Annotated in this window: 12 protein-coding genes; 9 read left to right on the forward strand and 3 right to left on the reverse strand. The window is 69.4% G+C overall.

Annotation, left to right across the window (positions count from 1 at the left end):
- Window positions 1-88 precede the first annotated feature (88 nt).
- From ABH928_RS22405 to ABH928_RS22425, 5 genes are all read left to right on the forward strand, one after another.
- Entirely contained in the window at window positions 89-400 is a 312-nt protein-coding gene (locus tag ABH928_RS22405) for a hypothetical protein (RefSeq protein WP_370069221.1), read from the forward strand.
- 225 nt (window positions 401-625) lie between these two features.
- Window positions 626-1,876: a styrene monooxygenase/indole monooxygenase family protein gene (locus ABH928_RS22410; protein WP_370069223.1), complete on the forward strand. Its 1,251-nt coding sequence runs from the start codon at window positions 626-628 to the stop codon at window positions 1,874-1,876.
- A gap of 179 nt (window positions 1,877-2,055) precedes the next feature.
- A complete protein-coding gene (locus tag ABH928_RS22415) occupies window positions 2,056-2,292 on the forward strand; it encodes a hypothetical protein (protein WP_370069225.1) in 237 nt (78 codons plus the stop codon).
- A 273-nt stretch (window positions 2,293-2,565) separates the two neighbouring features.
- On the forward strand, window positions 2,566-3,411 hold the full coding sequence (locus ABH928_RS22420; protein WP_370069227.1) for an isocitrate lyase/phosphoenolpyruvate mutase family protein: 846 nt from the start codon (window positions 2,566-2,568) through the stop codon (window positions 3,409-3,411).
- 225 nt (window positions 3,412-3,636) lie between these two features.
- A complete protein-coding gene (locus ABH928_RS22425) occupies window positions 3,637-3,753 on the forward strand; it encodes a GMC oxidoreductase (protein WP_370069229.1) in 117 nt (38 codons plus the stop codon).
- Window positions 3,754-3,938: 185 nt separating this feature from the next.
- Here the strand turns inward: ABH928_RS22425 and ABH928_RS22430 are convergent, their stop codons facing one another.
- Window positions 3,939-6,068 carry an alpha-galactosidase gene (locus ABH928_RS22430; protein WP_370069231.1) on the reverse strand — a complete coding sequence of 710 codons (2,130 nt, stop codon included), beginning with the start codon at window positions 6,066-6,068 and terminating at the stop codon, window positions 3,939-3,941.
- Between the two features lie 391 nt (window positions 6,069-6,459).
- On the opposite strand from ABH928_RS22430, the gene ABH928_RS22435 reads away from it, so the two are divergent.
- The 3 genes from ABH928_RS22435 (at window position 6,460) to ABH928_RS22445 (ending at window position 9,683) form a co-directional block, all read left to right on the forward strand.
- Window positions 6,460-7,773: an ABC transporter substrate-binding protein gene (locus ABH928_RS22435; RefSeq protein WP_370069233.1), complete on the forward strand. Its 1,314-nt coding sequence runs from the start codon at window positions 6,460-6,462 to the stop codon at window positions 7,771-7,773.
- An 81-nt stretch (window positions 7,774-7,854) separates the two neighbouring features.
- Window positions 7,855-8,763: a carbohydrate ABC transporter permease gene (locus ABH928_RS22440; protein WP_370069235.1), complete on the forward strand. Its 909-nt coding sequence runs from the start codon at window positions 7,855-7,857 to the stop codon at window positions 8,761-8,763.
- Window positions 8,760-9,683 carry a carbohydrate ABC transporter permease gene (locus ABH928_RS22445; protein ID WP_370069237.1) on the forward strand — a complete coding sequence of 308 codons (924 nt, stop codon included), beginning with the start codon at window positions 8,760-8,762 and terminating at the stop codon, window positions 9,681-9,683. Before ABH928_RS22440 ends, ABH928_RS22445 begins: the two co-directional genes overlap by 4 nt.
- A 98-nt stretch (window positions 9,684-9,781) precedes the next feature.
- Here ABH928_RS22445 and ABH928_RS22450 read toward each other — a convergent pair whose 3' ends face one another.
- The gene (locus tag ABH928_RS22450; protein WP_370069239.1) at window positions 9,782-10,693 is read right to left on the reverse strand and encodes an alpha/beta hydrolase family protein; all 912 of its coding nucleotides are present in this window, start codon (window positions 10,691-10,693) and stop codon (window positions 9,782-9,784) included.
- 102 nt (window positions 10,694-10,795) lie between these two features.
- On the opposite strand from ABH928_RS22450, the gene ABH928_RS22455 reads away from it, so the two are divergent.
- Window positions 10,796-11,365, forward strand: coding sequence for a TetR/AcrR family transcriptional regulator (locus ABH928_RS22455; protein ID WP_370069241.1), 570 nt, complete (start codon window positions 10,796-10,798; stop codon window positions 11,363-11,365).
- A gap of 31 nt (window positions 11,366-11,396) precedes the next feature.
- Here the strand turns inward: ABH928_RS22455 and ABH928_RS22460 are convergent, their stop codons facing one another.
- Window positions 11,397-12,185, reverse strand: a complete 789-nt coding sequence (locus ABH928_RS22460) for a thioesterase II family protein (RefSeq protein ID WP_370069243.1) — start codon at window positions 12,183-12,185, stop codon at window positions 11,397-11,399.
- Between the last annotated feature and the right edge of the window lie 164 nt (window positions 12,186-12,349).

Raw genomic sequence — 12,349 nt, forward strand, 5'->3', positions numbered from 1 at the left:
GGCGCGACTCCCTAAACTGGTCGAACTACCCCATAAGCCCCCCGCGTGTCGTGTGCGGCCGGGGCGCGGACCAGGAGGGAGCGCCGTCATGGCGGCTCACCAGTCCAAGAAGCTGCGTCGCGACGCGGAGGACCTGCTGCGACGCAAGGGAATGATGGCCATGCCGGGCATGCCTGGTATGTCGGGAGCCATGGAGCCGGGGGCCATGGAATGGATGCCCGCTGCCGGGTCGGGCATGCCCCGCACAGCCGGAGCCGGGCCGATGGCCACCCCGTTCGCCCACCACGCCGGCGGTGCGAGGCGCAGTCGCGGGCAGTCCCCGCTGGCCGCCGCGCACGACCTGGTCCCTGGCCACCGGCACCGCGGCGCGGAACAGCACTCGGCGCTCAGCGGGAGGTGACCCCGGGCCGCCCGGCCGCCCGGCCTACGGTGACAGGTCGCGGAGTCGGCCGGAGAGGTTCCGCTCGAACAGCCACCGGATAAGGTGACGACGAATCTCAGACACCCTGCACCAGCAGGGTGTCTGACTTTTGCTCAGCCGCCGTACCCGTACTCGTACCCGTACGCATCCGCATGCCGCTGTATCCGAGACCGTCCCACCACACCCGCGATCAGGAGCCTCTCCGTGGCGAACATACTCGTCGTCGGCGCCGGCCAGGCCGGACTGCAACTCGCCCTCGGCCTCCAGGCCGACGGCCACGACGTCATCGTGACCACCGACCGGACCGCCGAACGGGTCCGCGAGGGGCGGGTGTTGTCGACGCAGTGCATGTTCGGCGGCGCACTCGCCCACGAGGCCGCGCTCGGCCTGGACCTCTGGGCTGACGAGGCCCCCACCGTCGAGGGGCTCGGCGTCTCCGTCAGCGGCCCCGAGGCGGCCCGGGTGATCGACTGGGTCGGCCGCCTCGACGCTCCCGGCCGCTCGGTGGACCAGCGGATCAAGATGCCGCGCTGGCTGGAGCTGTTCGCGGAGCGTGGCGGCAAGGTCGTCGTGGAGACGGTCACCGCGGCCTCCCTCGACTCCGTCGCCCCCGCTTACGACCTGGTCCTGCTCGCCACGGGCAAGGGCGACCTGTCGGCCCTGCTCGAGCGGGACCCCGCGCGCTCGCCCTACACCGCCCCGCAGCGCTCGCTCGCCCTCGCCTACGTGCACGGCCTCGGGCCGCGCCCGGAGCACGACTTCGCCGCCGTGCGCTGCAACCTGGTTCCCGGTGTCGGCGAGCTCTTCGTCATCCCGGCGCTGACCCACTCCGGCGCGTGCGACATCCTCTTCTGGGAGGGCGTCCCCGGCGGTCCGGTCGACGTCTTCCAGCAGGACGCCAGTGCGCCACTTGCCCCGCAGCAGCAGCTCGACACGATCCTCGACCTGATGCGCACCTACGTCCCGTGGGAGTACGAGCGCACCCGTGGCGGCGTGGAACTGACCGACGAGCGCGCCACCCTGGCCGGTCGCCTCACCCCGACCGTGCGCCGCGCGGTCGGGGAACTGCCCAGCGGCACACTGGTGTTGGGCGTCTCCGACGCCGTCGTCACCAACGACCCGATCACCGGTCAGGGCTCCAACACCGCCTCCAAGTGCGCCGCGAGCTACCTCGCGTCGATCCGCGCCCACGGCGACCGCCCCTTCGACCGCGAGTTCCTGCAGGGCGCCTTCGACGCCTTCTGGACGCAGACCGGTGAGCCGGTCACGGCGTGGACCAACGCGATGCTGGCCCCGCCGCCGGAGCACGTGCTGCAGCTGATCGGCGCGGCCGGTCAACTCCCCGCCGTCGCGCACCGGTTCGCCAACGGCTTCGACAGCCCCGAGGACTTCCCGTCCTGGTTCTTCACCCCGGAGGCAGCGGGCGCCTACCTCGCCTCCGTGTCCGGGAGTTGAGTGCGCTCCGCGCCGATTCACCCTGGCTTCAACGGTCCTGACCTGCAAAGGTGACGCTCCGCATCCGTTCGGGATGCGGAGCGCGGTGGCCCCTGTAATCGTGGTGAGCGCGCGCCGCTTCATTGTCCGGTCCCATGTGCACCGGGCACGGCGCCTCACCCCATTCGGGAGTACACACCATGTCGAAGGTCAAGAACCAGCCCCGCAAGCAGAAGTCCGGCCAGCGGAAGCCGGCCGCCATGGCCCACGGCGAGCACGCGCCGCAGGCGGTGCCGGACCGGCACCAGCACGGCAAGGCCGCGATGATGGACGACAAGGCCCACTCCGGTGAGCCGATGATGACGTCGTCGCCGATGCCGGAGGGTGGGATGCGCATGCCGTCCCACAAGAAGGAGAAGCGCTTCGGCCACAACTGAGCCGACGCTGATCAACTCCGCTCGGAGTCCTGGCGCATAGCGCATAGCGCGCATGGAACAGCGCAGGGACGCCCAAGCGCATTGACGCAGTGCGTCACGGTGCGGTCCGACCCGCCGTGACCTGCGGGGCCATGAACGTCCCGCGCCCGTGCCGCCCACCGGTGGCCGTCGGGCGCGGGACGTTCGCGCGCGGGTGGTGCGGCGGCGAATCGGACCCCGACGGAATGATCGTGTGGCCCGCTCCGGGCCCGCGTTCTGTGATCTGATGGCCGCATGGCGACGACAACTGACACCGGCACGGCAGTTCTGGTCGAGAAGGCCCGGGCGTTCCGCGCCCTGCACGTCCCCGGCAGGCCGCTGATCCTGCCGAACGCCTGGGATGCAGCGTCCGCGGCGCTGGTGGTCGAGGCGGGAGCCAAGGCGGTGGCCACCACCAGTGCGGGAGTGGCCTGGAGCCTCGGCTTCGGCGACGGCGGCCACCTGGACCGCGCGACGGGGCTCGCCGCGATCGCCCGGATCGCCGGAGCCGTCGACATCCCGGTCACCGCCGACATCGAGCGCGGCTACACCGACCATGCCGACGACCCCGAGGGTGTCGCCGAGACCATCCGCGGCGTGCTCGCGGCCGGCGTGGTCGGCGTCAACCTGGAGGACGCGCTCGGGCCCGTCGCCGAGGGCGCGGCCCGGATCGCCGCCGCCCGGGACGCGGCGGACGCCGCCGGGGTGCCGCTCTACGTCAACGCCCGGATCGACGTGTTCCGGATGCAGGACCCCGACCCCGAGGACTGGTTCCGCGAGGTCGTCACCCGCGCCACCGCCTACACGGAGGCGGGCGCGGACGGCGTCTTCCTCCTGGGCGCGCTGAGCGCCGAGAGCATCACCGCCGTCGTGGAGGCGGTGAAGGTCCCGCTCAACGTCAGCGTGGCCCCGGGTACCCTCCCGATCCCCGGCCTCGCTGCCGCCGGCGCAGCCCGGGTCAGCGCGGGCGCGGCCATCGCCGAGTCCGCCTACGCCCACACCGCTCGCCTCGCCCAGGCCCTGCTGACCACCGGCAGCTACCCGGAGCAGGTGGAGACGAGCCTGAACCATCCCCAGCTGAACAGCCTGCTGCTGGGCTGATCGCGCTGGTCTCCCGGACGTCGGCGGACCGAAGCTGCACCAGGCGGAGGTTCGCCGCCGGACGCCGTCGCTTGACTTGAACCTTCAAGTCAAGCGTGTCATGGTTGAAGCGTGCAGTGAAGCTACCCGGCACGGGAGCATCGCCATGGCTGCCAGGCAACTTCCCGTCAGCGGCGGGCTCTCGTGGATCCAGAAGACTCACACGCAGGGAGTGCCGTCAAGGGGGTGAGCGGGCTGCGCGTGGTGGACGCCTCGATCATCCCGGAGGTGCCCTCCACCGTCACCAACGTCACCACCATCATGCTGGCCGAGCACGTCCACCAGCGCGTCTACGCCCACTGACCAGGGGGATCGCCATGACGTTCGCGACCTCGCCGTCTCCACCCGCGGGCGAATCGAGACCAGTCCCGAGCTCACCGCCCCGGAGTGCGCAGCCGTCCTCGGCGGCACGGCGACCACCCTGATCCCCAGGCTGGCCGCCGTGCGCCTGCAGGCGCGGTGACTGTTCCGACAGCGAGTGGGCGGGTTCAGTTGGGCGCGGTCAGGGTCCAGGTCTGGTTCGCGCCGCCGTCGGACGGCCACTGGAGCACGGGTGCGCCCAGGTTCAGGGAGCTGTTGCTGAGGTCGACGAGCTGGCCGTCGTAAGAGCTCTTGAGCTGGACCAGGTTGGGCCCGGCGTCGACGAGGGTCCAGCGGGAGTTGCTGTTGCCGTCGTCGTGGTACTGGATGAGCTGGGTGCCCTGGGTGGTGGTGGGCCCGGGGATGTTGAGGAGCAGGCCGCTGTGGTCGTTGACGACGGTGTAACTGCCGTCGGACTGCTGCCGGAAGGCCCACAGCTGGTCCGTCTGGCTGTTGTCCGACCACTGCAGGACCGTGGCGTTGTCGGAGGTCGAGTCGCTGTTCACGTCCATCCTGCCGCCGGTGGCACCGTTGACGAGGCGGTACTGGGCTCCGGCCACCAGGACGGGCACGAGCTTCCACTGCTGGGTGGCGGCGCCGGAGGCGGGGTTCTGGACGACCGCGCTGCCGTTCGTGTCGAGGACCTGGCCGTCGAGGGCGGAGGCGATGGTGTAGGTGCCGTTGCCGGTCGGGGTGAAGGTCCAGTGCGAGTCCGAGCTGTGGTCGTCGTGGCGCTGCACCAGCTGGGTGCCGCTGGTGCCGGTGCCGCCCGGGATGTCGACCAGGTCGCCGCTGTTGACGTCGGCGATCCGGTAGAGCTGGTTGCCGGCTCCCGCCAGCTGCCACTGCTGGTCGGTTCCGCCATCCGCCGTCTGCTGCACCAGGGTTGCGCCGTCGGCGGTGGAGGCGCCGGAGACGTCCAGGTACCGGCCACTGGAGGCGTTGACGATGTTGTAGTGCATCGCGGCGAACGCGTCACCGGAAGCAGGCGTGATCTTCAGCAGCATCGAGGCGTGGGTGTTCAGGCTCGCGGAGAAGGATCCGGTGGAGTTGCCCAGATCGGTGTTGTTCCAGACGTCCTGGACGTCGGCGGTTCCGTTGAACCCGAGGTCGGCGAAGTGGGCCGTGACGCTCGCGGTGCTGCCGCCGAGGTTGAACAGGGCCACGGTGTAGCTGCCGTCGGGGTTGGCCGCGTACCAGACCTGTTGCTGGGTGGTCCGGTCCACGGGGCGGGCCGGGTTGCCGGCCTGGTCGACGGCGATGACCCGGTCGTTGGTCAGCATGGCGAGGTCGGTCGGGTCGAGGGCGGTGAGGTCGGTGCCGAGGAGCAGCGGTGCTCCTTCGACGGCCCACAGGGTCATCTGGGTGCGGCGTTCGTCGACGGTGAGGCCGTCGTTGCTGCCGTTGCCGACCTCGAGCGAGTCGAGGTCGTTCCAGCCGCCGGGCCCGGCGTCCTGGGTCCACCGGGCGACGTCGTTGAAGCGGCCGGCGACGTTGTTCCAGTCGGTGAGCGGGTAGGAGGAGCCGCCCGCTCCGCAGTAGCACTCGATGTCGCCGTCGATGCGCCAGCCGTTGGCGTACTGCTTCCAGGTGGCCGCGTTGTTGACGTCCAGGTTGTTGGAGAGCTCCAGGTGGATGGGGCGGCCCGTCTGGTTGAGCGCCTGGGACCAGTGCTGGATGTCCGCGACGTCCCAGTCGCCGACGCCGTCGATCTTCAGGTAGTCGACGCCGTAGGAGGCTAACTGGTCGGCCCAGGAGTTCAGGTACGCCTGGGCGGCGGCGGGGTTCTTGTTGTAGTCGATGTAGTACATCGAACCGTTGCCGTAGTTGTAGTTGGTCTCATAGCTGCTGGTGTTCGAGACGATGTCCTGGGCGTGGTAACTCGTGCCCTGGATCGGAGTGTTCTGCTGGTAGGCGGCCACGGGTATGCCCGGGGTGAGGTACATGCCGAACTTCTCGCCCAGGCCGTGCACGTAGCTCGCCACCGACGCCATGCCGTCGGGGAACTTGCTGGCGTCGGTCACCCAGCGGCCGTAACTGTCCACGGTTGTCGCCGGGTTGAGGTACCAGAAGTCGTCCACGTTGACGTAGCTGTAGCCGTGCGACACCAGGCCGCTGGTGGACATGCCCTTGGCCTCGGCCTCGATGTTCGCCTCGGTGGGACTTCGTCGGACGAAGCTCCAACTGCTCCATCCCATCGGCGGCGTGGCGGCCACGCCGTTCGCCTCGGCCTGGGCAGCCGGCGCCGTACCTGACACGACCGGAAGGACGGTCGGCAGGGCGAGCGCAAGGAGGCAAGCGCCAAGCGTCCGTGCGAGGTTGCGGCGCCGTTGGCGCGGGTGGCTCCGAGGATCTGCCGGTGCTGTTCGGGTGGTGCGGCTCGACCAGGTCACGGTGGATTGACCTCCGGCTCGGACTTGAGACACAAATGAACAGGACTAAACGAAACCTAACGCGAGGTGCATTTCAGCGACATCGGCTCGCACAGTCAAGGCTCCCTGCGGCGGATTCTCGTCCCCGGACCGCCGAGCCTTCGGCAACCGGCAAGGACGGGAGGTCTTGTGAATCTCCTTGACGCGGAGTCGGGAGACTGGTTGCATCTCGACCCGATGTTCGGGCTTGTTGGAAATTGATTCCCTGGGAGTGGTTGTGGCGCGTTCTTCTGCGGAACTCGACGGTCTGTCTCGACGCTCGCTGCTTCGCTTCGCAGCCCTGGGAGCCGGCGCCGCAGGTCTGGCCCCGTTCCTGGCGGCGTGTGCGAGTGGCGGCACCACGACCGCCACCGACGCCAAGACCGTCACCTTCGGCTCGAACGCCGCGGTCCCGGAGCCGAAGGGCGCCTACCAGTCACTGTTCGCCCAGGCGAAGAAGGACATCGGGTTGGGCGTCGATGTCAACTGGGTGGACCACAACACGTTCCAGCAGAACATCTCGACGTACCTGCAGGGCAACCCGCAGGACGTGTTCAACTGGTTCGCTGGTGAGCGGATGCAGTTCTTCGCCGGGCAGGGCCTGCTGCACGAGGTCGACGACGTGTGGGCGACCATCGGCGCCAACTACACCGACGCCATGAAGGCGCAGAGCAAGGGCAGCGACGGCCACTACTACTTCGTGCCCTTCGACTACTACCCGTGGGCCGTCTACTACAGCAAGAGCCTGTGGCAGGCCAAGGGCTACACCGAGCCGACCACCTGGGACGAGTTCATCGCGCTGGCGAAGAAGATGAAGAGCGACAGCCTGATCCCGATCGCCTTCACGGACAAGGACGGCTGGCCCGCCATGGGCACGTTCGACTACCTGAACATGCGCATGAACGGGTTCGACTTCCACATCAACCTGATGCGCAAGGGCGACCAGTGGAACACGCCGCAGGTCAAGGCCGTGTTCGACCAGTGGGCGCAGCTGCTGCCGTACTACTCCCCGGGCGCGCTCGGTCTGACCTGGCAGGAGGGAGCCCAGCAACTCCTGGGCCAGCAGGCGGGGATGATGGTGCTCGGTCTCGACCAGATCGGCACGATCTTCACCGGTGCCAAGGCGGCCGACCTCGGCTTCTTCGCCTTCCCCGAGATCGACCCGCAACACGGTCAGGACAGCGTGGAGGCCCCGATCGACGGTTTCATGATGAGCGCCTCTCCGAAGAACCACACCGGCGCCGTCAAGCTGCTCCAGTACCTGGGAACCGCCAAGTCGCAGCAGTTCTGGCTCGGCAGCAACCCCGCCGACATCGCCACCGCCAACGGCGTGGACACGGCGAAGTACACCCAGGCGCAGACCGCCTCGGTGGCGCTGATTCAGAAGGCCGCCAACATCTCGCAGTTCATGGACCGGGACACCCGGCCCGACTTCGCCGACCCGGTGATGATCCCGGCGATCCAGCAGTTCCTCAACAACCCGGGCGACGTGGGCTCGATCATCTCCTCCATCGACAAGCAGGCCAAGTCGATCTGGGCGAGCAACGGCTGACGGGACGACGACCCGCACCATGGCGGCCCCTGCGCCCGGGCCGCCATCTCTCGTCCGACCCGGCACCGAAACGAGACGCTCATGACCACTCGCCAACGCGGCCGGCGCCTGTCCGCGCGCGACCGCACCACCCTGACGCTGATGGCGGGCGTACCCACGATCCTGACCGTGGCGCTGGTCTGGCTGCCCGCCCTGGCCTCCGTCGTGCTCTCCTTCGCCAGCTGGCCCGGCATCGGCGGGGTGCAGAACATCCACTGGGTGGGGCTGCAGAACTACCGGGACATCTTCTCGATCTACCCGCCCTTCCACCCGGCGTTGGAGCACAACCTGCTCTGGCTCGTGGTCTTCTTCTGCGTGCCGGCGCCACTCGGCCTCTTCCTCGCCGTGCAGTTGGACAAGCAGATCCGGTTCTCCCGGCTCTACCAGAGCGTGTTGTTCATGCCGGTCGTCCTGTCGCTGGCACTGGTCGGCTTCATGACCGAGCTGATCTTCTCGCCGACACAGGGCCTCATCAACAACCTCACCGGCCACACCCAGGGCTCCTCGGTCATCGACTGGCTCGGCAACCCGAACCTCAACATCTGGGCCGTACTGGTCATGGCCTGCTGGCGGCAGACCGGCTACGTCATGATCATGTATCTGGCCGGGCTCAAGTCCGTGGACCCCTCGCTCAAGGAGGCCGCCTCCCTGGACGGGGCGAGCGGGTGGCAGACCTTCCGGCACGTCGTGTGGCCGGCGCTGCGACCGATCAACGTGGTGGTGCTGGTCATCACCGTGATCGAGTCGCTGCGCGCGTTCGACATCGTCTACGTGATCAACCGCGGCACCGACGGGCTGGAACTGCTCTCGGTCCTGGTCACCGACAACATCATCGGTGAGGCGAGCCGCATCGGCTTCGGCTCCGCGCTGGCGACGATCCTCCTGGTGATCTCGATGGCCTTCATCGTCCCGTACCTGGTGACCGTGTTCCGAAAGGACTCCCGGACGTGACCACGAGCCTGCTCTCCTCACCCCGCCGCGCGGCGTCCGAGCGGGACGGCGCCAAGCCCGTCCGCCGGACACGCGCCGCACGGATCGCCCTGCACGTGTTCCTCGCGGGCACCTGCCTGGTGTGGATCGCACCGCTGCTCTACGCCTTCTACACCGCCCTGCGCCCCTATGCGGACACGCAGCGACTCGGCTACGTCTCCGTCGGCGGCCACTACGGGTTCGGCAACTTCACCGCGGCCTGGACGCAGGCACAGCTGCCGCAGTACTTCCTCAACTCGCTGATCATCACCGTGCCGGCCCTGGTGCTGACGCTCTGGCTGGCGAGCATGGTGGCCTTCGTGGTCTCCCGCTACAGCTTCCGCATCAACGTCGCCCTGCTGATGCTCTTCACCGCCGGCAACCTGCTTCCGCAGCAGGCCCTGATCACCCCGCTCTACAAGCTCTACCAGCTGGTCCCGCTGCCCACCTGGCTGGCGAGCTCAGGGAAGCTCGACGACTCGTTCGTCGGACTGATCCTGGTCCACGTCGCCTTCCAGACCGGCTTCTGCGCCTTCGTCATGTCGAACTACATGCGCACCCTGCCGGCCGAGTTGGGCGAGGCCGCCATCATCGACGGCGCGTCGAGCTGGCGCTACTACTGGCAGATCATCATGCCGCTCTGCAGGCCCGTGCTCGGCGCGCTTGCGACGCTGGAGTTCACCTGGATCTACAACGACTTCTTCTGGGCCACCGTCCTGATGCAGACCGGAGCGAACCGGCCGATCACCGCAGCACTCAACAACCTCAGCGGGGAGTTCTTCGTCAACAACAACCTCATCTCCGCGGCGGCCCTGATGGTGGCGGTGCCCACGCTGGTGGTGTTCTTCGCGCTGCAGAAGCAGTTCGTCTCTGGGCTCACCCTCGGCTCGGCCAAGGGCTGACGCGTCCTCTCCCGCACGCCGATCACCAGCGGCTGGCTGCCGCAGTCGGGTCAACGCCGCCCGCCCTCGGCTCGGCCGACGACGCCTTCCGGCCGGGTTCACTTGCTGGAGATGCTCCAGGCACCGTCGCCGGCCGCAGCAGCGTCGTTGAGGGCGGTCCACGCGGCGTCGCCGAGCTTGAAGGCGTCGAGGAGGTAGGCGGAGATCGCGTCGGCGACGAGGGCGACGCGGGCGGGGTCCTCGTCGGTGGTCTCGGCGGCCATCTCGCCGGCGACGCCGCCCAGGGTGTGCTCGCCCTCGGCGATGGTGAGCAGGCTCTTCGGGGACGGGCTGAGGTGGTAGGCGTCGGTGAACCACTCCGGCCCCCGGGTGGAGAGCTGCGACTGGTCCTTGCCACCCGCGATGACCAGAGCCGGGCTGGCCATGGTGGAGTAGTCCGGCCTCATGAACGGAAGGTGTTCGGCGGCGAACGGGGTGAGCTGGTCGCCCGTTCCGGTCACGGCGATCAGCGCGCCGGCCGAGACCGCAGCGTGGGAGAAGTCCTCTCCGGGAACGCCGTCGGCGTCGAGCACGCGCACGCCGAGGATCGCGCCGGCGGTCTGGGCGCCCCAGGAGTGGCCGACGACCGCGATGCGCTCCCGGTCGACGCGGGTGTCCAGGCCGCCGGCCTGGAGCAGGATGTCGCCGAGGCCGTCGAGGACCGCGTGGAGGTCGGCGATCCGGACGCGCCAGATGGTGGCAAAGCGCGGGTCGTCCCACCCGATGCCGTTGCGCCGGGAGTCCAGGTGGGTGGGCTGCACCACGATGAATCCGGCTGCGGCCCACCGGTCGACAAGGGGCTCGTATCCGTCCAGGGACCAGGCGTTGCCGTGGGAGAACACGATGACGGGCAGGTTCTGGCCCGACAGCGGAGCGGTGACCTTCACCAGCAGGTCGACGCTGCGGCCGGGCGCGGGAACGGTGATGGGCTTGACCGAGACGATCCGCTGGTCGAGGTGGCGGGAAGACATGGGGGACCTGCGCTTTCTCCACGGTATCGCTCTGCCATACTTTGGCGGAGCGCCGTTCCGCCAATCTAGCGGAACATTGTTCCGCGAGCAACGGGAGGATCCATGTCCGAACCGGTCGGAGTACGCCAAGCACAGGCACAGCGCACCCGAAGCGGCGTGCTGGCGGCCGCAGCCGCGGTCTTCGTGGACCAGGGCGTCCAGGCCCCCATCCGAGACATCGCCGAACGCGCCGGCGTCGGCGTCGGCACGATCTACCGAAACTTCCCGACCCGGGCGGACCTCGTCACCGCCGTCTACCGGCATCAGATCGACACCTGCACCGCGCTCGCGCCCCAGCTCCTGAAGGAGTCAGCCTCCCCGTTCACCGCCCTGACCCGCTGGGCGGACGCGTTCGTGGAGTTCCTGGTGACCAAGCACGGCCTCGGTGCCGCCCTGGGGTCCGGTGATCCAGGGCTGGAGAACCTCCACGCCCTCATGCTCGACACCCTGGTCCCGGCCTGCGCAACGCTGCTCGACGCCTGCGTCGCCGCCGACGAACTCAGCCCCGGCGTCACCGCCTACACGCTCATGCGCGCCATCGGAAACCTCTGCATCACCGGCCCCGACTACGACCAGGCCGACGCCAAGCAGATGGTGGCCACCCTCCTCGCCGGATGCCGTCGCAGGGCATAGCGACAGAACCCGGCTCGGGCCTGGCCGGGTGCTACCCGCCGAGCCCGAGATCTGCGCGGACCGTGGCGTGCACGGCGTCGGCGGAGGGGGAGGTGAGGAAGAAGTGCCCGCCGGGGAAGGCCCGTTGGACCGACGGTCCGCTCGTCACCGTGGACCAGTGGGCGAGGTCCTCGGCCGTGTACTCGTCATCCTCGCCGCCCAGGATCGAGACCGGGCAGGTGAGGACGCGCGCCGCGCCGAAGGCCGCCGCGGTCGGGGAGGACTCGAAGGTGTCGCAGAGCGCGTAGTCGGCGCGCAGCGGCGGCAGGATCAGCTCCAGCAACTCCCGGTCGGCCAGCACCTCTTCGGGGGTGCCGCCCATCGCGCGCAGGTCGTCGACGAGCTCCGCGTCGGTCCACGTGTGCCGCCCCCTGCGGCGACGCGGCACGCCCGGGCCCGCCGACCCGCTGACGAAGAGTCGGACCGGCTCGGGGTCACCGTGGCGCCGCGCCGCGACCGCCAGTCCGTACGCCAGGAGCGCGCCCATGCTGTGTCCGAACAGCGCGTAGGGGGTGGCGTCGGTCAGCACCGGACGCAGCGCCGCGTGCAGGGCGGCGACCGCCTGCTGGTAGTCCGGCACGGGCGTCTCGGCGAACCGGCTTTCCCGCCCCGGCAGGTGGACCGCCGCGACCTCGACGTCCTGCGGCAGCACGGCGTCCCAGCTGCGGAAGAACATCGGCCCCGCCCCGGCCGGGTGCAGACACACCAGCCGCAGCCCGGCGTCGGGCCGTGGGGTGGTGACGTGCAGCCAGGGAGTGGCGGTGCCGGGAGTCGTCGTCATGCGGGACCTCGGGGTGATGGTCGGCTGCGTCGGTAGGGAGCTGTCGTCAGTCGGCGGGCCGAGGCCGAGGCCCGGCCCGCCGTGGGGCAGCGTAACGTGACCGGCTGCGGGTCGCCGGTCAAGCCGTCACTGGTCACCGGTTCCCGGCCACCAGGTGGGTGCCC

The sequence above is a fragment of the Streptacidiphilus sp. MAP5-3 genome (assembly GCF_041262505.1).
Taxonomy (GTDB): domain Bacteria; phylum Actinomycetota; class Actinomycetes; order Streptomycetales; family Streptomycetaceae; genus Streptacidiphilus.